The organism is Brevibacillus sp. HD3.3A (assembly GCF_013284375.2).
GTDB lineage: Bacteria > Bacillota > Bacilli > Brevibacillales > Brevibacillaceae > Brevibacillus > Brevibacillus parabrevis.
In genome coordinates this window covers 833,061-855,004 of record NZ_CP085874.1, presented here as the reverse complement: position 1 = coordinate 855,004, position 21,944 = coordinate 833,061, and the positions used below count along the sequence as shown (strand labels likewise).

Sequence of the window (21,944 nt, the reverse complement as noted above, 5' to 3'; positions counted from 1 at the left end):
ATGATTTATCCGGGACTCCAGACCTGACTACATCAGTGCTTTAGACCTAAGTTATTTTCCCTTCCAACGGCACTTCCCACTGGTTTTTTGCCATAAGAAAATGATTTCGTCTGCTTTTTTACATACAAAAAAGCAACCACCCGTTGAGTGGTTGCCTCTTTGCCATGCCTTATTGTTTAGTTCACGCCTACCGCGCTATACGCTGCATTCACAGCAGCTACTTGCGGAGAATTTGCACCGAACAAGTCAGTGGCCGAATGAACAGCAGCTTGGCGCATCGCAGAGAAGTTGGAGTACGGCGTCAGGTAATGAGTCAGCGCGTGGTAGTAGATTTTCGCTGTGTCTTGGCGACCGATCCCGTTCACGGTTACCCCGTGATGCGTGCCCCCTTCTGCCAGCAAATACGCAGCTTTGTTGTTGATTCCGCTGTTGATATGAACGCCGCCGTTATCCTGGGAGCCGGTATAGCGGTTGCTGTAGTGATCCGGGTCGCCATACTCTGTTGGGTCTTCCAGGGAACGCAGCGCATCTCCATTTGTTCCTGGGGTGTAGATGTCTTCTCCCATCAGCCAATCGTCGTCGTCGATCATCGCACCGAAAATATCGGAGAGGGACTCGTTCAAAGCTCCCGATTCGTATTGGTACACCAGCCCCGCTGTCTTTTCGGTTACAGCGTGGGTCAATTCGTGAGCGACTACATCCAGACCTCCGGACAACGATATGAATGTGCTGCCGTCGCCATCTCCATACACCATTTGCGAGCCATTCCAGAATGCATTGTTGTAATTGTTGCCGTAGTGGACAGTAGAGCGGATCAAGGCGCCTTTGTTGTCATAGCTGTTGCGATTGTGGACGTCTTTGTAGTAGTCGTACACTTGCTGCGCATAGGCGTGCGCATCGACTGCCGCTCCGTCCGTCCAATTGTTGTCGCTGTCTGACATAAGCGTGCCAGGAAGCGTGGAGCGGTTTTTGGCAGTATACGTCTCGATACCTTTTCCGCGCGTCGTGTCTTTCATCACATATTTGCCGCTTTGCAGCGAAGTCTCGAACTGCTTGCTGTCGCCGAGCACGCCTGTTCCGATTCCTGTTGCGTGGTCGATCGTATTGTACTTGTTGATCACGTCTCCGCTATGCGCATCGATGAAATACATCCAACGACCTGGTTCCGGGTCCAGGAAGCTCAGCTCAACCGCATACGCCAGGTAAGCTTCGTTTTCATGTACGTAAATATACAGCTCTGCCTCCGGATCATTTACGAAGTCCGGCTTTTCGCCCACTTCGTCTTCCACATCACTGATCGCTTTCTTCAACGCTTTTTGTGCGTTAAGCTTCGGTTTCTTTGTCAGATCATCATTGTTATCGAGATTGGGAATGAACTGCCCCAGGTAAGACGTGACAGAGCCATCAGCGTCTATGTGAACGGTTTGCTGGAAACCGTAAATCGGAATCCCGTTATAGACCTCCTGCAAACGGTAGTGCTTTGTGTCCGTTTCCTTGTTGCGAACCTCATTCACAATTTGAAAATGATCGGCGACATCTCCTTGAATCTGGAATTGATCTTTGTAATTTTCGAGGTAGGACCAGACGATATCGTCGCCTTTTTCTCCATCCGGTTCCCACTTCTCCCCGATGTACTGCGGTGTTTCCCACTCCTTGCTGTAGTCGATGTCTTTGGATTTGGCCAGCGCCGGAACCGATGCGAAGCCAGACACGCCCACGGCAATACTAAGAGTCAAGCTGGTTGCAACATAAGACTTTTTCATTCTAAAAAACTCCCCCAATCAAAATATTATGAATGTATGAAACATTTTATCTTATTTGCTTTTTCTGGAAAAAATCCCTTTTTTTCTCTTTTCTTTTTTCTCGACAACTTCTTACTTGCTTCTACATGATTTGACGAAACCTCGCAGCCAAAAACGCTGCCCTCCGAACTCTCGCCACGAAATGACACTAAAGTCGCTTCCCATCGACAAAAAAAACACCCGAAATGTCGGGTGTTGTCTACTTTTTCAGCGTATATATTTTCTTCGGCCTGCCGCGCATAGCCTGTTGCTCCTCGCCTTTGTATTCCGCGAGATCCACTTCGCACAGACTGCCCATGATTCGCTGGGCATTTCGCACCGTCATGGACAAATACGCCGCGATGTCTGTTGTCGTGAATGATTTCCAGCCCATGCGCTGGACAAGCGCCCTCAGCTTGTAATACGTTTTGACGCTGACGTTGGCCTTGTTCAGTTTTTCCAAAAGCTCGCGGTCGTTCGAACGGTAGGCGTACTCCAGCTCCTCCGCTTCGCCCACCGATTCCATCATCACGCCGTTATCCTGCACGACCACAATCCCAAACTGCGGCCGTTCTTTGGCATGCTGGACCGCTTTTCGCGCATTGTTCTCCGCTGAAAAGGCCGTGTCTCCGAAGCCTACGCCGACTGCCACGGGCACATCCGCTTCCAGCGAAAGCTGCTCTACCGTATGCCGAAGCATCTCAATTTCCCGCTGGATCGCGCCGCGCGAACTGAAAATTTGATAGCGCCCGTTGCCGTTTGCCATCAGGGAGCCATCGAGCCGTTCGCAAAGCAGCAGCAAGATTTCCCTGATTTTCAGCTCCAGATGCTGGAGATGGAACCGCGTCTTCGCCCGCTCGGCAATTTTGTCAAACTGCTCCAGCTCAATGATTTCCACGCCGATTTGGGTATGCTTGAAATACGAACTTTTCGCTTTTTCGATGACGATCTTCATCGCCTGGCGAATTTCCATCTTCGTCATCAACACGCGATAGACCGGGATGCCTGCATCGCGCAAAGCCCGTTCGACGGAAAACAAGGTCGTGAAAGCTCCCTGCGTCTTCCCTTCCCGCCACAGCGAGAGGTGGAACTGCGTAATGGCCTCCGGGTCGTAATGCTCGTCGTAGGTCATGACGTGCATTTCTTCCGCGGGAATATCCAGCTCCGACATGGCCTCGCGCAAATACGTCCCTTCCGAATCGATCATATCGACGGAGACACGCTTCACAACCTCGTCATGGTCGATCGACATCTGAATGAAGCAACGGTACAGATTGGAGCCGGTTGGCGGGCAGTAGACGATATTCGCATCCGGGCTCAGCACATTTTTGGCGATCGTAAAAGGAATCGGGCCAGAGAAAAACCATCCGTTAAACTCCGGATTATGCTCCTGCACAATCTGGCTAACTTCTCTCGCATCTTCATAGGTAAAAGGAACAAACTCGATTTCGTGCTCAAACTCATTGGCAACAGCCAGTATCCGCTCTACTGAAGGGGGCGGACCCACCACACCGATTTTATACATAAGGGCGTTTACTCCTACCTGGTTTGATAGCTGCTAAAATGATTAATTACCTCATTCTTATCATTTGCCGTGTGCTTTGTCTACTGCTGTCATCATTCTGCCCGCTAAATTAGTTAACTGCCTCATTGCTTGCACGAACATGAGTGTCTTCTACTATTAGCAGCAAATACTTTGTTAATCAGCTAAACGAAAAAATTTTTTACCGGGAAATATAAAAATTACCTTTGCTAAAAAAAACGCCAACAAATATTCTGAATATATGTTTCTATCATTTTCAAGGGGGATTTACATGAAAAAGGGCATTGCGCTTGCAACCTGTCTTACCTTGCTTTTCGGGGTAATCACAGGCTGTTCCAACTCTTCGACGCCTTCCCAGCCTGCGGGCCAAACCTCGCAACCCTCCGCCACACCGACTGAGGCTACAAAGACAGAGCCGATGGTGCTGCGGTGGAGCATCAACAGCGAGCCGCCTTCCATGGACCCTGGCATCGCCGTCGACGCCGACTCTTTCGACATGATTTACGCCGCTTTTGAAGGCTTGACCAGCTACGACCTGAACGGACAGCTGACCAATGCTACGGCGGAGAGCTTTACCAATACACCGGACTATATGAACTACACCTTCAAGATTCGCAAGGACGCCAAATGGAGCAACGGCGATCCGGTCACTGCCCACGATTTCGTGTACGCGATCAAACGCAATCTCGATCCCAAGACGGCATCCGAGTACGCCTATCAGCTTTACTACATTAAAGGAGGAGAGGAATACAATACGGGTAAAGGAAAAGCCGACGACGTAGGTGTAAAAGCGATCGACGATTACACCGTTGAGTTCAACCTGAAATCGCCTACTCCATTTTTCCGTGAGTTGACCTTCTTCCCGACGCTCTTCCCGCTCCATCAAAAAACAGTCGAGAGCAGCCCGAACTGGGCGGCAGAAGCGAAGACGATCGTGGGCAACGGCCCATTCATCATGGATACATGGGAACACAAAAGCAAAATCGTCTTCACCAAAAACCCGAACTACTGGGACAAATCAAACGTGAAGCTGGATCGCCTGGAAATCTCCATGATCGAAGACAACAATACAGCTTTCTCCATGTTTGAAAATGGCGATATCGACTGGGGCGGCTATCCTGCTTCCACGCTGCCGACAGACGCGATCCCTTCCCTGAAGGACGCGGGCAAGCTGATGGTCGCTGACAACCCTGGCACACAGTCTGTCGTCTTCAATACGACCAAGCCGCCTTTCAACAACAAAAAAATCAGACAAGCCTTCGCTTACGCCATCAACCGTCAGGAAATCATCGACAACATCCTGCAAACCGGCGTTCCTGCCGCCTACGGATGGGTGCCGACCTCGATGGGCCTGAAACCGGACGGCTACTTCAAAGAAGACAACGAAAAAGCGAAGCAGCTTCTGGCCGAAGGAATGAAAGAGCTTGGCCTGACAGCCTTCCCGACCGTGACTTACACGTACGACACTACCGACACGAACAAGAAAGTGGCAGAAGCTTTGCAAGACCAGTGGAAAAAAGTGCTCGGCGTAAACGTCAAGCTGTACAACGCAGAGTTGAAAGTATACCGGGACATGCGCTCGCAAGCCAACTTCGACCTGATCCGCTTCCAATGGGGCGCCGATTTCAACGATCCGATCAACTTCCTGGAGATGTTCCGCGACAAAACAGGCGGCAACAACCATCCAGACTGGGAAAACGCCAAGTTCAAGGAGCTGATCGACAAGAGCTACAACGAGCCTGACCTCGACAAGCGCAAGCGAATTTTGCTGGACGCCGAAACGATTTTGATGGACGAAATGCCGCTCGCTCCGCTCAACTTCCGGGGAAGCCCGTATGTGAAGAACGACAAGGTGAAAGATTTCATCATCTTCCCGCTCGGCGGGGCGTACTTCAAGTACACATCCGTCATTAAGTAAGCATGACGCAACATGAGCAACAGGCTGTATCAGTCCTTCGCAGACGGTACAGCCTGTTGCTTTTTTTCGGCACTCTTCCTTACAAAAACTTTTTCATTTCATCAAATGCCAGGTGACAAGCACCAGCCTGACAATGCTGCTCGCCGCCCGTTTCTGCATCTGTCAGTCTTGGCACGATCGTTTGCAAATCGCTGCTGGCCCGTTCATCTTCCTCATAGTAGTCCTGGATAAAACGATTGATTTGCAAATTGAACTGTTCGTTGTCCAAGTACATGTTAAACATGGTATCCCTCCTCTGATCGGTTACAAAGCCCAGCGTATCGGGATTGCCTTGAACGAACCATAAGCAACAATACTTCATTCGTACGAAATCGGACGATCTGCCCCCTGATGGTTCAAAAAGCGACTTTTGAAAGGAGATTGACTGGATGAAGGAAGATGTTCGCGTCTATAAAACCAAAAAAAGCATGGCAAGAGCGCTCGTCAGTCTGCTGCAGGAAAAAGATTTCAGTCAAATTACGATCAAGGATATTTGTACCCGCTCCCTCAGCAGCCAGTCCACTTTTTACAGCCACTACACGGATAAGTACGACCTGCTGGAAAAAATGGTCAAGCACCAGGCCGACTTTTTTCAAAAAGAAATGGCGCAGCGCTTCGTGTCCATCCAGCATGGCAACATGGCAAAAGTGATTGAACTGATCATCGATCTGACCGCGGCGAATAAAACGGAAATGGCCACGCTGTTAAACGTGCATGTTCCCTCCGCTGATTTGAGCAAAGAAGTTGAGCTGATCTTGTACAACGCCTGCTATGCTTACTTGGACAAGGCACTGTCTTCACCAACTGTCTCGGTTGACTATCTGGCCAAGCTCTACGTGGCAAATGCCATGGTGCTTTTAAACTGGACGCTGCAAAATGAAAAAGACATGGGCGCGATTCAATTGGCCAGTACCATGCAACAGTACATTTTTGAATGGGTGCAAAACGGTCATCCGAGTGTCGGGACACATTCATGAGACATTGTGCATTCAGAAAAACCCGGATGCAATCTGCCGCAGAGGCAGTGCAACCGGGTTTCTTTTTTATACAGTCACAGACGATTGTTGCTCTGTGCCGTTGTATACTTTTGTATCCAGCTCTTTGGTCGCCCTGCTCGTCAAAAGACCTGCTGTCATGCTTCCGCTCACGTTGAGCGCTGTGCGTCCCATGTCGATCAAAGGCTCGACAGAAATGAGCAAGCCCACAATCGCTACAGGCAGGTTCAGCGTAGACAGAACAAGCAGTGCGGCAAAAGTAGCTCCGCCCCCTACTCCGGCAACCCCGAAGGAGCTGAGAGCCACGACCACGATCAAGGTCAGGATGAAAGAAGGCGTCAGCGGATCGATACCCGCGATAGGCGCAACCATGATCGCCAGCATGGCTGGGTATGTTCCTGCGCAGCCGTTTTGCCCGATCGACAGACCGAACGAGCCGGCAAAGTTGGCGATTCCTTCAGGTACGCCCAGGTCTTGCGTTTGCGTTTTCACGTTCAGCGGCAATGCCCCTGCACTCGTGCGGGACGTAAAGGCAAAGGTCAGGACAGGGAACGCTTTTTTCACGTAAGTGACCGGATTCAGCCCGGCGAACGCCAGCATCAGCAAGTGCACGATAAACATGAGAATCAGCGCCGCGTACGAAGCGATGACGAATTTTCCAAGCTGCCAGATGGCATTGTAGTCGCTCGTCGCAGTCACCCGCGTCATGATCGCCAGCACACCGTATGGGGTCAGGCGCAAAATCAGCGTCACGACGCGCATGATGATCGCGTGAATCGCATCGACGATTTTGGAGAACAGTTCGGCCTGCTCCGGATTTTTCTTTTTCACACCCAAATAGGCGATGCCGATAATCGCGGCGAAAATAACGACGGCAATCGTCGAAGTCGCTCTGTCACCTGTCAAGTCCAGAAACGGATTGGCCGGGAGCAGCTCCAAAATTTTCGCGGGCAACGTCATGTTCTGGATGTCGCCAAGGCGTTGCTCTACTTGCTCGATGCGGGCGGATTCTGCATCTCCTTGCTGGAACTGCGCTCCGTCCAGATTGAAGGCAAAAGTGGAGGCAATCCCGATCGCTGCGGCAATCGCGGTCGTTCCCACCAGCAGCCCGATGATCAGCGAGCTGATTTTGCCGATGTTGTTGGACAATTTCATTTTCGTAAACGCAGCCAGGATCGAGATGAACACCAGCGGCATGACGATCATTTGCAGCAGCTTCACGTAGCCTTTTCCTACGATATTGAACCAGTCAATCGAGTCTTTCAAAATGTCCGATTTGACTCCGTAAACAAATTGCAGCACAAGACCGAAGACAATCCCGAGTCCCAGACCGACAAATACCCTTTTGGAAAAAGAAATATGTTTCTTTTGCAAAGCGTACAAACCGCCAATGAATAAAAGCATAAGGACAATGTTGACAATCGTAAGTATCGTTGACATGTTTTCCCCTCCTGTTGCATCAAATACTCTCTCTGTCATAAGTATCGGCCTAGATATAGTTATATTACCAACAATTCCTACTGGTCAAGTGAGATTTTTGCGAAAATAGCCCAAATGTACACTTTCGTTCGTGCCGCTGATTTTGATTGTACCCACGAAAAAAAGGAACCGCCACAGGGACGATTCCTTCCTGCTTTTATGCTACTTCGCCTGTTTGCTGAGCAAGTTCCACAGCCAGGTGAGGACGACCGCCCCGATGACCCCGGCAATGACGTTGAAGCCAGCCCACAGCCACAGCCAATCTCCCAACACCAAATCCCCAAGCCAGCTGCCCAGAAGCGCAGCGATGAGCGAAGCCCACCAGCTTGTTCCTGCCGCTTTACCTGTCATGATACTGTTCATTGCCCACCAGACAACGACACCGACGACAGCCCATACGAACCAGAACATTCGCACACACTTCCTTTCGCATGATGGTAACGCTTGCATAAGGGCTCTAAAAATGAAGAATATCTACTATAATCCTATGAAGGAAAAACGAAAATGTGCCTGACCACTTTTCTTTTCCCAAACAAAAAAACAATCAGCCCCCACGTTGCCCTGTGGTGCGACTGACTGTTCTTTTACAGAAATCCCATGTATTTAATTGGTGTACAGCTCTGCGCGGCGGTTTGCTACACTCGGCAGCTTTCCTCGCACGCGTTGAATCCGATCCATATCCAATTCTGTGATCAACAAAGTTTCTTCTTCTCCGGCGCTGGCGATGACCACTCCCATCGGATCGACGAACATGCTGCGTCCCGCGAAGATGTTGCCTACCTGGTCGGCTGCGCATATGAACATCGTGTTTTCGATCGCCCGCGCACGCACCAGCGTCTCCCAATGATCCTCTTTCATCGCACCCGCTACCCAGCCAGCCGGCACAAACAAAATATCGGCTCCCTGCAAGGCAAACTGGCGGGCGATCTCCGGAAAGCGCACCTCGTAGCATACCATCAGCCCGATTTTGCCAAACTCCGTCTCCACCACCTGATACGGATTGTCGCCCGGCGCGATAAAATCGGATTCGATATAGGAAAATGCATCGTACAGATGCGTCTTGCGATACGCGTGAATCAGCTCGCCCTCGCGATTGAGGAAGACTGTCGTGTTGTAAGCGCGATTTTCGTCGCCCTCGATCGATTCGAACACACCGCACACGACGTAAATCCCGTGCTGTCTCGCTGCTGCTGAAAGCCCCGAAACGAACGGTCCGTCCAGCTTCTCCGCCACCTCGGCTGGCGTCACACCCGACTTGGGCGTCGCTGGAGCGCTGTACATCTCAGGCAAAATGACAAAGTCAGCCCCCGCCTTTTTGGCCTTCTCGATATACGCTTGTGCTTTTTGCAGATTGACCGCTTTGTCCATCGTCGCGGTAAGCTGTGCTATGGCTACTTTCATCGGTATCGTATCCCCCTGTCTCATCCCGTTCTTCTACTGCTAGTATAACGGATATTCGCCCAGTTCCAAGCAATAATGCTTTACCGACTGTCTTCCTTGTATATAATGGACTTGTCATCTTTTGTACACCCCAGCCACCAGGAGAGGTGAGTCTTATGTCCATCCGCGTCAAGCTGCTGCTCTCCTACACGGGGATGCTGGTCATCAGTTTGCTCATGTTTTTTCTCGCAGCCAGCCTGTTTACGATTGCAGCGACAGGCGACATTCACAGCTTTCGCGATTTTTATAAAGTGCACTATCAGCTCAACCCGCTCACCGAACAAGAAGAGTCGATTTTTCTCGAACTGAAATACTTCGCCAAAAACGAGCCGGATAAGCTGCTCGACAAGTCGTTGCTGCAAGACTACGACTTCAAGCTCAAAACGGTACGCGCTGGCCTGTATGTGCGCAGGGAGAGCAACCAAGTGTTCGAATCGCTCACGTTCAACCAGCCGGAGCTGGAAAAAAGCCTGCCTCCCTACGACCTGAACAACAGCCAGATTCGCAACACGTTCAACATCGGGGAGCGCTTTTACGCCTACGCCAAGTTCGATTTTCTCTACTCGGACGGGGCAAAAGGCAGCGTGTTCGTCATTCGCGAGCGCAGTCCGTTCAGCGAAGTAACCCGCAGGCTGCTGCCGATTCTCGTCTGTCTGCTGCTCGGAGTGCTCATCGTCGCCAACGTGCTGCTGTACCGCTGGATTACCCGCAGCGTCGTCAAGCCGCTGGACAGACTGCGCCACTCTGCGGAGAACATCAAGGAAGGCAACCTCGACTTCGCCCTCCCGGAGAGCAGCAAGGACGAAATCGGTCAGTTGAACGAAGCGTTCGAGAACATGCGCAGACGGTTGCAAGAGTCCGTACAGCTTCGCTTGCAGGATGAGGAGAGCCGCAAAGAGCTGATCTCCAACATCTCGCACGACCTGCGAACGCCGATTACAAACATCAAAGGCTACATCGAGGGCATTCGGGACGGCGTCGCAGATACACCGGAAAAAATGGATAAGTACGTCAACATCATTTACGCCAAAGCAGTCGATCTCGACAAGCTCGTAGACGAGCTGTTCCTCTACTCCAAGCTCGATCTGAAACAGGTGCCGTTTACGTTTGAGCCTGTTGATATTACCAGCTTCCTGGACGACTGCATCGACGAGCTGCACTACGACCTGGAGGAGAAAGGCATCCGCCTGCAATGGGAACAACGCCCGCAGGAAAGCGTCGCGGTTATCGCCGATCTGGAAAAAATCAAGCGAACCGTGCTCAACATCATCGAAAACGCCCAGAAGTTCATGGACAAACCGGATAAACACATTCTCGTTTCGGTAATGGCTGACCCGAACTGGGCGACCGTTGAAATCAAAGACAACGGAATCGGCATTCCCGAAGAAGCCATTCCTCACCTTTTCGAACGGTTTTACCGAGCCGAGCAATCGCGCAATTCCTCGACGGGCGGCAGCGGCCTCGGTCTTTCCATCGCGCGCCAGATCATCGAAGGACACGGCGGCGAGATTTGGGTGAAAAGCAAGCAAGGCAGCGGCACGAGCCTGTTTTTCAGCTTGCCGCGAATGAATCAGCAAGGAGGAGCCGACACATATGACGACGCGCATCCTCATCATTGAAGATGAGACGACAATCGCCCAGTTGGAACGCGATTATTTTGAACTGAACGGGTTTCAGGTCGACTTGTGCCACACCGGAAACGAAGGCTTGCAGCTCGCCTTGCACGACGACTACAGCCTGATTATCGTCGATTTGCAGTTGCCCGGCATGGACGGCTTCGAACTGTGCAGCCGAATCAGACAGGCGAAAGAAGTGCCGATTTTGATCGTCTCTGCCAAAAAAGAAGAAATCGATAAAATCCGCGCTTTCAACCTTGGAGCCGACGATTACATCACCAAGCCATTCAGTCCAAGCGAGCTGGTGGCCCGCGCCAAAGCTCACCTGACGCGCTACGAACGGCTGACATCCCACAAGGAGCCTGCAGCCAAGTCCGAGATTCACATCCGCGGGCTGGTCATCGACAAAGCATCGCGCCGGGTGTTCGTGCGCAACGAAGAAGTCATTTTTACTACACGAGAGTTTAATTTGCTTGAATTTTTGACTACACATCCGAACCGGGTGTTCAGCAAAAACGAGCTGTTTGAACGCATATGGGGGATGGATTCCAGCGGAGATATCGCAACCGTCACCGTGCATATTCGCAAGCTGCGGGAAAAAATCGAGGTCGATCCGTCCAATCCGCAATATATCGAAACCGTCTGGGGTGCCGGGTACCGTTTTACCGTCTGAGCATTTCAGGCGGTTTTTTTATCTTTTTTTAAGAACCTTTTTAGAAACTGTTAATCTCGCGTTTCTCGGGAGTTTAGACCCCTCGTCTATCATACAGGTAAGCCAAACAGAAACACCTAACCTGATCTTGACCGAGGAGGACTATACATGAAAAAGGTATCCAATAAACTGGCAGCTGTGCTGCTCGCTACTACTCTCGGAGCGACATCCCTTCCCTTCGCCGCTTTGCATGCACAGGCAGCAGCCGCTCCGCTCAGCGCCGGGGAAATCCAGCAAGCCGTCAGCAAAATGACCCAGCTTCGCGTCATGCAAGGCTATCAAGATCGCTCGATGGGCATCCACCAGCAAGTCACCCGCGCCGAGCTGGCGAAAATGATCGCACTCACATTCGGCTTGCAAGGCAAGGCAGAGCAAACCGTCAGCTTTTCCGATGTGAACCCGGGCGCATGGTATTACAACTACGCTGCCGCACTGGTTGGCAAAGAAATCATGCAGGCGAAAGATGGACGTTTTGACCCACAAGGAACGGTGACAAGCGCCGAACTGGTCCAGATCGTCTCCAAGGCGCTCGGACGCGATACGAAATCCGTTCAACATTGGGCAGAACGCCTCTCCTCCGCCAACGGAAGCGTCACCCGCGGCGAAGTTGCCTTCCTTTTGCAAACCGCTCACAAAGCGATCCCTTCCGCCAATGCGAAAGTGACCAGCGCACGCGCGCTGAATGCCATCACCCTGATCGTCACCTTTGACGCGCCACTGACGGCGCAGGATGAAGTATTCGCAAAAGCCAAGGAAGACTTTGCTTTCAACGACGGTCTGACCTTGACCAACATGCCGCGTCTGAAAACTGGCTCTGTCGCAACCTATATCGTGCCGACTTCCGTACAAAAGCCTGGGACAGTTTACACGTTGACCTACAAAGGGAACAAGGCAGGAACTTTTGCTGGCAACGCAACGAAGCTTGACATGACCCAGGCAAGACAGGTGACAAACGACACATTTGAAGTCGAAGCACTGAAAGCAAACGGGGTCGTCGACTACGGATACATCATCTCCGCTTACAGTGCAGGACGTGGCGCAAACGCCTTTGTGCTTGACGACAGCAACAGCGCAGACGGCAAAACGTATCAAGTCATTTCGTCCATGCAGGCAAGACAAGTGACGATTACCCCTGCTGGCGGCGAGCCGATTATCGCGAAATACGTGCCATTCACACAATCGACTGACGGAGTCCAGGAGCCAAAATTCCGTCTGCCGGAAGGTCAAGTATTGAAACCGGGCGTCACGTACACCGTCACATCTGACTGGGCCAATATCGCCAACCCGACTTTTGTCGCCCAGGAAGTCGCTCCGCTTGCGTTGAGCGAAGCAGAAGCGCTCAGTGACACATCGATTTCCGTTACCTTGACTGCCGATCCAAAAGACGAGCTGTTCTCCGGCCGCAGTGTAGAACTGACTTCGGCAGATGGCGAAAAGCTGCTCGCCACCTACAAATATTCCAGCCGCAAAGGGGCAACAGGCGTGTTTGACCTTCAGCAAGATGGTAAACTGAAAGCAGACACAACCTATACGGTAACACCTGTCGGCGATTGGGCTGGCAAATCCCAGGCCAAGCTGACAGTCGAATAAGCCGCTGGATATGCTGGCAATGAAAACGAAAGAAAGGGGCGGGTTCGCCATGCTGCAAGCAAGCTTTTTGACTATCGCCCTGTTCCTGTCAGGCTGTGCGGCCAACATGGACACCCTGCTTGCGAGCGGCGAGCAGCAAGCGACCCAGGTGGTGAAAGAAGAAATGGACAAGCGAAACCAGGCACTGCTTGCAGCAGTCAAGCAAGGAGACAAGGAAACGATCCAAAAGCTGCTTGCTGACGGAGCTGACATCAATGCAACAGATGAGCGCGGCCGCACTTCAGCCATGATCGCCGTGCACACGGATCAACTGGAAGTATTCAACCTGCTGGTGGAACATGGCGCCAACATCAACATTCGCGATGACCGCTCCGACAATCCGCTGCTGTATGCCGGGGCAGAAGGCAAGCTGGACTTCGTGCGGGCAAGCATTGCCGCAGGGGCCGATACGACGATCACCAACCGCTTTGGCGGCACCGCCCTCATCCCTGCGGCTGATCGCGGTCATGTAGAAATCGTCCGCGAGCTTTTAACCACCTCTGACGTCAACATCGACCACGTCAACAACCTCGGGTGGACGGCCTTGCTGGAAGCAGTCATCCTCGGAGATGGCGGCAAAAAGCATCAGGAAATCGTCCAGCTTTTGATCGAGCACGGCGCGAACGTGAATCTGGCGGATTCCGACGGGGTCACCCCTCTGTCGCACGCGAAAAAACGCGGCTTCCGCGAGATGGTCGACATGCTCGCAAAAGCGGGCGGAAAGTAAGCGACCTCCTCTGCGCTTCATCCAGCCAAAAAGGACAGGAACGTCAGTCACGCTGGCGCTCCCGTCCTTTTTTTCTTGCTGCTTCCCTAGTCCAAAAGACTTGCTTTCTCCCAAAACTTTTTCCCCACTCGCGCGTCTTATACTAATAATATCCAATATTCAAGTGCCCCTGGCCTTGCATTCCCTACATATGATTGAATCTTTCGAATAGGAGTCGGCGTAACATGAATACTCTCGCAAACGTATCCATGCTGGAAACAGACAAGCCCATTCGCAAAGCGTCACCAGACATCGATCCTCACATCGAAATGTACAAGCTTTTCCTCACTTCCAAAGAGGCCATCGAAATCCATATCAGCAATGTGACGCACCCGTCCTCCGGTATTGAAGTGTACGATATGCACGGAACGAAACTGTGCGAAGTCCGCTACACGCCGGGAGGCAGCCTCATCCTGCCTTTTTTTCCTCCGGAAGACGGCTTTTATTACATTAAGCTGACCATTGGGCCAGACCCTGACCCGCAGCATTCCTGCCAGCTTCACGTGGACAAGTACGTCCGCCTGTGCGGAACTATGGAAGATGATCGCGAATTTACTGCCGCTGGCGGGCCGTACATGATTGGTCCGACAGACGTTACGATTCCCGCAGGCGTCTGCGTCAGCTTCGAAGCTGGCGCCTCCATCAATGTCCGCTGCCAGCACAAAATCATCGTCGAGGATTACGGCTCCATCGCGTTCAACGGACAAAAAGATACGCCTGTCGTCATCATCGGAGCCATCGACAACGGCACGGCTCATCACTGGGGCCAGCTCGTCTTGTCTTCCCAAGCCAAGAGCAGCTTCACGCATATTCTTGTGCAGTACGACAACGATGAAGACGGCGTCGATTTTCTCGCCTCCTCTTCGCCGTTTGTCGCCCGTTCCACCTCGATCGAGCAGTTTCAGGCAGACATCGCCAAAACCAGCTACCTGGAAAGAGCCATCGTCGTTCCCCCGTCCTCCCGGCTCGCTTTCATCAAAACCTGGTTTCAGCAGTCCAGCCCTTACCGCTTCCATTTGCTTGGCGATCTGCTGCCTTTCGAGCTGTACTTCGGGATTGACGTCACGACTTTTGCCCACTGGGAAACGGAGACGAAGCGGGTCAACGAGCACCGCTCCCAGGCCGGAGACGTGAATTACTGGGACTTCGTCAATGGCAACTTTACGGCTGACCTGCTGGAAGCGACACATCTTTTTTCCAACAACCAGCAAAGCTCGGAGCCGCGCATCCAGCGGCTGATCGACTTCTTGCTGCTTGCCCAAAGCTGGCGACAAAAGCACGGCTATTTCAAATGGTACGACTTGATCGACCCGTTCAGCGAGCACGATCAGGATTTTTTCAAGACGTTCGAGGAAATGTCGTCCTCGTTCTGGTTGGCGCACAACACGTCGATCATTTACTGGGATACGATTGCCCGCGACTTGGGAATCTGGCAAAAAGAAGACTTTTTTGAACAGCAGTTCATCAATTCCGTCATCGTGCGCCTGCATTTCGCAGCCGATTTGCCGTTCTCGCTCACCGGGTACGGGAACAACATTCCGCCTGTCGGCTTTCTCGGCATCTCCATTCATTACGGGCCGTTCCGTTACCCAGAGCAATATCCGGCTCCCGGGCCGGAATTTGATGTGAACTACGGCCAGCTTTCGACAGCGGAGTATTTGAAGTTCATGCTGGAATCGTTGCTCAAAGGCCAGACCAATCCTGTCTATACGTGGTGGATTCCTACTCAGGCAGACAGAGACTTGTTCCACATCCTCAACGAAAAAGGCATATCGCTCGAATCCCCTCCCGAAGACTGGGATCGGGAATTTATCCAGCCCGCCCAGAAGACGCTGGACGAGATCCGGGCGCATTATCTCGGTCATTTCCAACTGGAGCATGTGCGAAGCTCCACGGCATACGTGCAAGCCCAGCAAGTGTTGGCTACCTCCTGAAACGGAGTGGGCAGCAAAACAAAAAAGATGAGCAGACATACAGGCGGTGCAGCACCTGTTGTCACGCTCATCTTTTCTTATTGCCCATGCTTGTTACACGCTTTGCAAAAACCAGCGCACAGCACGACTGATCAGTACAGGCAAAACAGAGATATGGTTTTCCCGGGCAAACTGTTCAAAAGACACGTTCAGCCCGCAATCGCCAAACACTCCCAGTCGCTCGGCCACACCTCGCGCATGCTCGTTGATTCGCGTCGGGTGAGTCTCTTCCTCTTCGCCAACTCCGATGAACAATTGTTTTGGCTGGCCGCCGCGCTGCAAGCGGGAGACAAACTCCTGCTCCTCCGCCAAAATCAGCCGCTTGTACCAATCAATCGATGGACTTCCGGCTATGTAGGCGAAAAATGCATCCGGGCGCGTGTACAAAGTATGCAGGGCGAACAATCCTCCCAGCGAATGACCGAATATGGCCTGGCGCTCGCGATTGATTGCGACCATGCTCTCCACCACGGGCCGAACCTCTTCCAATACGAAGCGCAAAAAGTCGTCCGCTCCGCCCTGCCGCGGCCACTCTCCCCCTCGGGAAAAAGGCGGAAGCTCGTCAATCGGCATAGGCAAGGAGTAATCGGTAAACCGTGCAGTGGCAAAAGGAATCTCCTCGTCGTAACCGAGCCCTACGACGACGGCTGGACTGCCTTGGCCATTCCGGCTTCTGCCTTGCAGACGAACCGCCTCCACTACCGTTCCGATCACCGAATTGGCATCCAGCACATACATGACCGGAAACCCTGCTTCTGGCGCCTCTCCTGGCGGCACTGCCAAATAGATGCGATATGCCTGCCCGCTGCCAGTCGCTGTCATCGTCAACTGCTTCGTCCAGGGAATGCCCGCTGTTTTCCACTCCAGCTCACTCATTGGTTCAACGTCTGCTCAAGCGTATCGAGCAGAAGCTCCTTGCCGATCGGCATGTAAGCCTGGTTGTAGTACGGATTTGCTGGCAGGTAGTAAATTTTCCCGTTTTTGTATGCTTTCAGCCCTTGCCATACAGCGGAATCTTTGTAAGCTTGCTCGCCGCCTTCCGGGTGCAGGAGCACGATGCGGTCCGGGTTGATCGTCGTGATGCCTTCCAGCGTCAGGAGCACCATCGTCTTTTCCTTCGTGTCAGGCGACGTCGCTGGCTTCGGCAGTCCCAGATCATCGTAAAGCACCGAGCCTGCCCCTTCGCTCCCCAACAAATACGGCCCTTTTTTGTGCGCCAGGAAGATGGAGAACGACTCATTACCTGATTTCGCCTTGATTTGCTCGCCGATTTTTTTCGCTTTGGCATCGTAGTCAGCCAGCCATTTTTGGACGTCCTGTTCTTGTCCGAGAATCGTGCCGACCTCTGTAAACCGCTCCCGCCACTGCTCCAGGCTGTTTTTCAGCACGACGACAGGCGCGATTTTTTTCAACTGCTCGTAAATTTTTTCCTGTCTGGCATTCATGATGATCAAATCAGGCTCAGCCGACATCACTGCCTCGATATTGATCGTGTCCATCATGTAAAAACCGACGATCTTGGAATCTTTCAGCTTGTCCCGCACATAGAGCGACGGCTTCTCATGGTCGTATGAATCCGTGTTGGCAGTAGCGACAGGCGTATGCCCCAAAATCAGCAATTCCTCGGAAGCGCCGGAAATATCCGCAATCCGTTTGGGATGAGCCGGAATCTCCACTTCCCCTTTTGCATCCTGGACTTTTCTGGTCTGGCTCGCTTCCGCTTGCGCAGGCTCCTCTTTTGGCGCTGCTGCCTGGCCGCATCCGACAACTGTCGTGGCGAGCAAGATGAGCATAAATGTATGCATAAGTGCCCGTTTCATTTGTATCCTCCCTGCAATTCATCGTTGATAATGATTTTCACTAGGAGGATTATAAACGGTTTGCTCCACGCCCGACCATAGACAATCCTGCCATCTAATTTGGATGATACTGCGCGAACAGCCGCAAGCTCTCCTCCATGATCCGTTCATGGCCGATCGCGGAATATTCCAGCCACGGATCAGGCGTCACCTCGTATACGTGCCTGTTTTGCACGGCTTTCAAGGAAAACCATTGCTCTGTTTTTTGCAGCTCGCTCCAAAAATCCCGCGATGGCTGATCCTTTTTCACGATCACGATCAAGCGGTCGGCATGATAGTGACATAATTCATCCAAGGTGATTTGCTCGTAGGCAAAAAGCGACTCCACTTGGGCAACAGGCCGAAGCTGCAAATCGCTGTACAGTACCGACCCGGTGCGCTGGCTGCCGCATGCATACAGCGTAGACTGGTTCACGTAGAGCATAAGCAGGGAGTCGTCGCCAATCGCCCGCCGGAGCGTCTCCCGTGCGGCTGCCGATTTTTTGTCGTAAGCCAAAAGCCACTGCTCGGCCTCCTTGTCCCTGCCGAGATACTCGCCGATCATTTGCAAGTGCACGCGCCAGTCTTTTTCCTTCCACGGAATAAACAGGGCATTCGCCATATGTCCCAGCTCTTGCTTCACAGTCTGATCGAGATAGTCGCTCGTAATGATCAGGTCAGGGCTGAAATGGCGAATCGCCTCGCGATTAACCGCCCAGTTTTCTGCCACAAACGGATCGCGCAAATGAACGGGGATATCGATGGCGTACTTTTGCCGATAGTACGCGGACCACTTGGGATCAAGCGGCGCGGCGCCGGGAATCGTCTGCAAAGCCAAAAGCTGTCCGGTAATCGCCGTATGGTACGTCGCGACTCTGTGCCGCCTGCTTTTCATGTAGACAGTGGGCGCCACTCCTTGCTGCTGCTTGAATTTCCGGCTGAAATAATACTCGTCGCTGAAGCCGACCTGTTTGGCGATTTCCCGTACCCGCTCCCTGCCTTCGCCCATCAACTGCTTTGCCTTGTTGATCCGCAACTGGTTCACGTAATCCATCGCGCTTTTTCCGTAAGTCTTTTTAAAAAGATGCATGTAATAGTAAGGGCTTAAACCAGCCATGGCGGCCAATTTCCCAATCGTCCAGCTTTCCTGGTAGTGGTTGTCCAAATACAGCCGCGTCTGCTCCAATGTCTCCAGCGAATCCTCTACGGGTGCGCTGTCTGCACGGACTGCCAGCTCGTACATAAGCTCCTGAAACCACGCCTGCGCCCGAAAGCGACTCCGCTCGTCCGCCTGCTGCCACGCATCCTCCATCGCACGACAGCGGGTGAACATGGATGACGGAGCTGTGCATGCCATGCGACCAGCCAACGGCCAGATCGCACGCCGCAGCGTGATCGTCTCATCGTCTTCGCCCTCCTGCTCGCGATACGCATCAAAAGCGAACACATGCAGGCTTAACTGCCGGAAAGATTCTATATAGAAAGAACACCGCTGCCCCGGGAGAAGCACCCACACGTCTCCTTCCTTGACGGGCTGACATTCGTCGTCTGTCTCCATCGAGCCTTTGCCTTCCAGGACGACGATCAGTCGGTGCTTGTTGTCCAGTTCTTGACCCGCGTGAGGGACATCCTGTTTGATTCTGATCTCTTCACAATGCCGCAGCTTCATCCACAAGCCTTGAAATGACTCGCCCCTGCTGTTCCCGTTGCTTCGCTTGCTCTGCATAGCTGGCTGCCACCGTCCTTTAGCTCTTATGCTCCCATTATGTTTGATAATGATTATCACCGTCAATGCAAGAAAAAAGCCCTCACTGCTCAGCGAGGGCTTCCTGCAAAAGACTTGCTAAAAAATACAGCCTTAGTGGCGAATAATATTTTTTCCGTAGTAAATCTCGTCCATCTCCAATTGCAGCCGCTCGGTTATTTCCAGCTGTTCTGCTGGCGTCAGCTTGTCTTTCGTATAGCCGAACAAGTAGTTGTTGAGATCGAACTGCCTGCGTTTGCATTTTGTATGGAAAATATTGTCCTGATAAACGTTGACATCGATCATGTGGAACAGTTCTTTGATTTCCTCGGGAATATAATTTTGAATCGAGCTGATGTCGTGATCGATGAACAGCTTGTAGCCGTGAATGTCCCGAGTAAAGCCGCGCACCCGATAATCGATCGTCATCAAATCCGTATCAAAAGAACGAATCAAGTAATTGAGCGCCTTCAATGGTGAAATCTCGCCACAGGTGGAGACGTCGATGTCTGCGCGAAATGTGCTGATTTCTTCATCTGGATGGTATTCCGGATAAGTATGGACGGTGATATGGCTTTTATCCAGCTGCAACACAACGTTCTCAGGCAACGGGCCTGGCGATTCCTCGTACGATTCCGTCGGCACCTCCACCACAGGGCCTTCGGAAACCAAAAACGTCACGCTCGCCCCTTGCGGCACATAATCTTGCTGCGCCACATTCAAGACGTGCGCGCCAATGATTTCCGAAACATTTTTCAAGATGCTGGTCAGTCGCTCGGCATTGTACTGTTCATCTATGTACTCGATATACGCTTCCCGCTCGGCCTTCGTTTTCGTATAGCAGATGTCGTACATGTTGAAGCTGAGCGATTTCGTCAAATTGTTGAAGCCGTGCAGCGTAATATGCTGATCGTTCGTTTGTTCCAAGTGTCGTGTCCTCCCCTGCGATGAGCGAATTTCCGCCATGATTTCCTTTTTTCAGCTTGCCCATTCCTTCCCATAAAAATCATCGGATGCAGCACGATATGCTGTTCATAAATAAGGAACGTTACTTTCTGCCTAACCTCACCTGATACCATCGAACCAATTGGAAAAATTTTGACTAACTCCCTATCTTTCGCCTGGAAAATGATGCTAAAATAATGATGTGTGTAAAAATTTTCAAAGAAATGGAGAAAAAGGCCATGGATTGGTATCTTAAAGTTTTAAAGAATTATGTAGGCTTCAGTGGGCGCGCAAGACGCACAGAGTATTGGATGTTTACCTTGTTCAGTGTAATCATTTCTTTGGTACTCATGCTCATCGAATACCTCGTCGGCTTGCCGCAATCTTTGTCTTCGCTGTACTCACTGGCTGTTTTGCTCCCTAGTTTGGGAGTAAGCGTTCGTCGCCTGCACGATGTTGGCAAAAGTGGCTGGTGGCTCCTTCTCGGGTTGATTCCGCTTATCGGAGCCATTATTTTGCTCGTATTCTTCTGCCAAGACAGTGAATCCGACAACAATTACGGTCCAAACCCGAAAGCAGAAGGAAGAGCATTGGTTTAATGCAAAAAGCCTCTCCTCAACTTGCGGGAGAGGCCCTTCTTTTTCCTCTGCTGATCACGCTTCTTCCCAGAACCGCCGCAGATTGTCCATGCCAATCCGCGAGCCTTCGCGACAATCCTCCATGCCCTCGAACTCCACTGTGATGTAACCGTCGTAGCCAGACTGCTTCACCAGCTTGACCACCTCGCGAATATTGATATCCCCTTGACCGACGATGGCACCGCGCAAGAAATTGCCGTTGACCGTCTTGAACCACTTGCCTGCCCCCGGGTCCTGGTAGTACGGACGGAAGTAAAAGTCTTTGAAATGCACCAGTGACGCATACGGAAGATTTTTCTTCACGCCCACCAATGAAGCTTCGTCGACGCACATGAAGTTGCCGACATCAAGTGTCGTCTTGAAATTCGGACGGTTGACCGCCTGCACGACGCGTTGTACGCGATCGCTTGCCTGTACGAGCCACCCGTGATTTTCAATCGTCGTCGTAATTCCGAATTGCGCCGCATAATCAGCGATTTGCCGGCTGCCTTCAACCATCGCGTCCAGATGGCTTTCAAAATAGGCAATCGTCGTCTGCTCAACAGGTACGGTAAACGTGGAGACATCGTGGCGCATGTGGCGAATCCCCATGCGATCCAGCAAATCTACGTGCGTTTTCAAACGCGCGACCTCTGCTTCAAACGCTTCCTGGCTGTCGTGAATGAAGTTGGCTGGCATCGAATAGTTGGACAGCTCGATCCCCAGTGCTTTCGCCTTGTCTCGTACGGCATCCGCCAGCTCGTAATTGTCCACCAGCGTAAATCCGTACGGCACGATCTCCATATGCTCGCCGCCGTTGTCGGCAATCCATTGCACAACATCCAGCACATCCATTTCCCCAGCGCGAATCGCAGTCAACAAACTGTACGTGCTCAATCCGATTTTCAT

Annotated in this window: 18 protein-coding genes and 1 pseudogene; 8 read left to right on the top strand and 11 right to left on the bottom strand. The window is 52.0% G+C overall.

All coding sequences use genetic code 11. From position 1 onward, the window contains the following. Positions 1-176: 176 nt before the first annotated feature. The gene (locus HP435_RS04345) at positions 177-1,763 is read right to left on the bottom strand and encodes a M4 family metallopeptidase (RefSeq protein ID WP_122966292.1); all 1,587 of its coding nucleotides are present in this window, start codon (positions 1,761-1,763) and stop codon (positions 177-179) included. A gap of 238 nt (positions 1,764-2,001) precedes the next feature. Further along, the gene (locus HP435_RS04340) at positions 2,002-3,306 is read right to left on the bottom strand and encodes a hypothetical protein (protein WP_122966293.1); all 1,305 of its coding nucleotides are present in this window, start codon (positions 3,304-3,306) and stop codon (positions 2,002-2,004) included. Between the two features lie 289 nt (positions 3,307-3,595). On the opposite strand from HP435_RS04340, the gene HP435_RS04335 reads away from it, so the two are divergent. Then, on the top strand, positions 3,596-5,242 hold the full coding sequence (locus HP435_RS04335) for a peptide ABC transporter substrate-binding protein (protein ID WP_122966294.1): 1,647 nt from the start codon (positions 3,596-3,598) through the stop codon (positions 5,240-5,242). 148 nt (positions 5,243-5,390) lie between these two features. Here HP435_RS04335 and HP435_RS04330 read toward each other — a convergent pair. Beyond that, positions 5,391-5,525 (bottom strand): annotated as a pseudogene (locus tag HP435_RS04330) (alpha/beta hydrolase); the annotation flags it as partial. 145 nt (positions 5,526-5,670) lie between these two features. Between HP435_RS04330 and HP435_RS04325 the strand changes: the two are divergent. Further along, a complete protein-coding gene (locus tag HP435_RS04325) occupies positions 5,671-6,258 on the top strand; it encodes a TetR/AcrR family transcriptional regulator (RefSeq protein WP_122966295.1) in 588 nt (195 codons plus the stop codon). Positions 6,259-6,324: 66 nt separating this feature from the next. Here HP435_RS04325 and HP435_RS04320 read toward each other — a convergent pair whose 3' ends face one another. From HP435_RS04320 to HP435_RS04310, 3 genes are all read right to left on the bottom strand, one after another. After that, on the bottom strand, positions 6,325-7,716 hold the full coding sequence (locus HP435_RS04320; RefSeq protein ID WP_173597142.1) for an L-cystine transporter: 1,392 nt from the start codon (positions 7,714-7,716) through the stop codon (positions 6,325-6,327). Positions 7,717-7,917: 201 nt separating this feature from the next. Further along, the gene (locus HP435_RS04315) at positions 7,918-8,166 is read right to left on the bottom strand and encodes a hypothetical protein (RefSeq protein WP_122966297.1); all 249 of its coding nucleotides are present in this window, start codon (positions 8,164-8,166) and stop codon (positions 7,918-7,920) included. 192 nt (positions 8,167-8,358) lie between these two features. After that, entirely contained in the window at positions 8,359-9,156 is a 798-nt protein-coding gene (locus HP435_RS04310; RefSeq protein WP_173598679.1) for a carbon-nitrogen hydrolase family protein, read from the bottom strand. 155 nt (positions 9,157-9,311) lie between these two features. On the opposite strand from HP435_RS04310, the gene HP435_RS04305 reads away from it, so the two are divergent. The 5 genes from HP435_RS04305 to HP435_RS04285 all read left to right on the top strand — a co-directional run bounded on the left by HP435_RS04305 (position 9,312) and on the right by HP435_RS04285 (position 15,852). Beyond that, a complete protein-coding gene (locus tag HP435_RS04305) occupies positions 9,312-10,814 on the top strand; it encodes a sensor histidine kinase (RefSeq protein WP_173597143.1) in 1,503 nt (500 codons plus the stop codon). Continuing rightward, positions 10,789-11,484, top strand: coding sequence for a response regulator transcription factor (locus HP435_RS04300; protein WP_122966300.1), 696 nt, complete (start codon positions 10,789-10,791; stop codon positions 11,482-11,484). The genes HP435_RS04305 and HP435_RS04300 overlap by 26 nt, the downstream gene beginning before the upstream one ends. A 147-nt stretch (positions 11,485-11,631) precedes the next feature. After that, complete coding sequence (locus HP435_RS04295; protein ID WP_173598680.1) at positions 11,632-13,113, top strand: S-layer homology domain-containing protein; 1,482 nt, start codon at positions 11,632-11,634, stop codon at positions 13,111-13,113. Positions 13,114-13,162: 49 nt separating this feature from the next. After that, positions 13,163-13,879 (top strand): ankyrin repeat domain-containing protein, encoded by a 717-nt coding sequence (locus HP435_RS04290; protein WP_370641102.1) that lies wholly within the window; start codon positions 13,163-13,165, stop codon positions 13,877-13,879. Between the two features lie 224 nt (positions 13,880-14,103). After that, on the top strand, positions 14,104-15,852 hold the full coding sequence (locus HP435_RS04285) for a hypothetical protein (protein ID WP_122966302.1): 1,749 nt from the start codon (positions 14,104-14,106) through the stop codon (positions 15,850-15,852). A gap of 93 nt (positions 15,853-15,945) precedes the next feature. On the opposite strand, the gene HP435_RS04280 is transcribed toward HP435_RS04285, so the two are convergent. The 4 genes from HP435_RS04280 to speD all read right to left on the bottom strand — a co-directional run bounded on the left by HP435_RS04280 (position 15,946) and on the right by speD (position 20,439). Beyond that, a complete protein-coding gene (locus HP435_RS04280) occupies positions 15,946-16,767 on the bottom strand; it encodes an alpha/beta hydrolase (protein ID WP_122966303.1) in 822 nt (273 codons plus the stop codon). After that, positions 16,764-17,711 (bottom strand): ABC transporter substrate-binding protein, encoded by a 948-nt coding sequence (locus HP435_RS04275; protein WP_173598681.1) that lies wholly within the window; start codon positions 17,709-17,711, stop codon positions 16,764-16,766. The genes HP435_RS04280 and HP435_RS04275 overlap by 4 nt, the downstream gene beginning before the upstream one ends. Before the next feature lie 94 nt (positions 17,712-17,805). After that, a complete protein-coding gene (locus HP435_RS04270) occupies positions 17,806-19,455 on the bottom strand; it encodes an AraC family transcriptional regulator (protein WP_173598682.1) in 1,650 nt (549 codons plus the stop codon). 132 nt (positions 19,456-19,587) lie between these two features. Beyond that, positions 19,588-20,439 carry an adenosylmethionine decarboxylase gene (speD, locus tag HP435_RS04265; protein WP_370641094.1) on the bottom strand — a complete coding sequence of 284 codons (852 nt, stop codon included), beginning with the start codon at positions 20,437-20,439 and terminating at the stop codon, positions 19,588-19,590. A 218-nt stretch (positions 20,440-20,657) separates the two neighbouring features. Here speD and HP435_RS04260 point away from each other — a divergent pair, with 218 nt between their 5' ends. Next, positions 20,658-21,017 carry a DUF805 domain-containing protein gene (locus HP435_RS04260; protein ID WP_122966369.1) on the top strand — a complete coding sequence of 120 codons (360 nt, stop codon included), beginning with the start codon at positions 20,658-20,660 and terminating at the stop codon, positions 21,015-21,017. A 54-nt stretch (positions 21,018-21,071) separates the two neighbouring features. On the opposite strand, the gene HP435_RS04255 is transcribed toward HP435_RS04260, so the two are convergent. Continuing rightward, complete coding sequence (locus tag HP435_RS04255; protein ID WP_173598683.1) at positions 21,072-21,944, bottom strand: sugar phosphate isomerase/epimerase family protein; 873 nt, start codon at positions 21,942-21,944, stop codon at positions 21,072-21,074.

What these genes read in the sequence shown, in the direction of transcription:
- HP435_RS04345 (WP_122966292.1), bottom strand. Translation starts at nt 1,763, where the DNA reads ATGAAAAAGTCTTATGTTGCAACCAGCTTGACTCTTAGTATTGCCGTG.
- HP435_RS04340 (WP_122966293.1), bottom strand. Translation starts at nt 3,306, where the DNA reads ATGTATAAAATCGGTGTGGTGGGTCCGCCCCCTTCAGTAGAGCGGATA.
- HP435_RS04335 (WP_122966294.1), top strand. Translation starts at nt 3,596, where the DNA reads ATGAAAAAGGGCATTGCGCTTGCAACCTGTCTTACCTTGCTTTTCGGG.
- HP435_RS04325 (WP_122966295.1), top strand. Translation starts at nt 5,671, where the DNA reads ATGAAGGAAGATGTTCGCGTCTATAAAACCAAAAAAAGCATGGCAAGA.
- HP435_RS04320 (WP_173597142.1), bottom strand. Translation starts at nt 7,716, where the DNA reads ATGTCAACGATACTTACGATTGTCAACATTGTCCTTATGCTTTTATTC.
- HP435_RS04315 (WP_122966297.1), bottom strand. Translation starts at nt 8,166, where the DNA reads ATGTTCTGGTTCGTATGGGCTGTCGTCGGTGTCGTTGTCTGGTGGGCA.
- HP435_RS04310 (WP_173598679.1), bottom strand. Translation starts at nt 9,156, where the DNA reads ATGAAAGTAGCCATAGCACAGCTTACCGCGACGATGGACAAAGCGGTC.
- HP435_RS04305 (WP_173597143.1), top strand. Translation starts at nt 9,312, where the DNA reads ATGTCCATCCGCGTCAAGCTGCTGCTCTCCTACACGGGGATGCTGGTC.
- HP435_RS04300 (WP_122966300.1), top strand. Translation starts at nt 10,789, where the DNA reads ATGACGACGCGCATCCTCATCATTGAAGATGAGACGACAATCGCCCAG.
- HP435_RS04295 (WP_173598680.1), top strand. Translation starts at nt 11,632, where the DNA reads ATGAAAAAGGTATCCAATAAACTGGCAGCTGTGCTGCTCGCTACTACT.
- HP435_RS04290 (WP_370641102.1), top strand. Translation starts at nt 13,163, where the DNA reads ATGCTGCAAGCAAGCTTTTTGACTATCGCCCTGTTCCTGTCAGGCTGT.
- HP435_RS04285 (WP_122966302.1), top strand. Translation starts at nt 14,104, where the DNA reads ATGAATACTCTCGCAAACGTATCCATGCTGGAAACAGACAAGCCCATT.
- HP435_RS04280 (WP_122966303.1), bottom strand. Translation starts at nt 16,767, where the DNA reads ATGAGTGAGCTGGAGTGGAAAACAGCGGGCATTCCCTGGACGAAGCAG.
- HP435_RS04275 (WP_173598681.1), bottom strand. Translation starts at nt 17,711, where the DNA reads ATGAAACGGGCACTTATGCATACATTTATGCTCATCTTGCTCGCCACG.
- HP435_RS04270 (WP_173598682.1), bottom strand. Translation starts at nt 19,455, where the DNA reads ATGCAGAGCAAGCGAAGCAACGGGAACAGCAGGGGCGAGTCATTTCAA.
- speD (WP_370641094.1), bottom strand. Translation starts at nt 20,439, where the DNA reads ATGGCGGAAATTCGCTCATCGCAGGGGAGGACACGACACTTGGAACAA.
- HP435_RS04260 (WP_122966369.1), top strand. Translation starts at nt 20,658, where the DNA reads ATGGATTGGTATCTTAAAGTTTTAAAGAATTATGTAGGCTTCAGTGGG.
- HP435_RS04255 (WP_173598683.1), bottom strand. Translation starts at nt 21,944, where the DNA reads ATGAAAATCGGATTGAGCACGTACAGTTTGTTGACTGCGATTCGCGCT.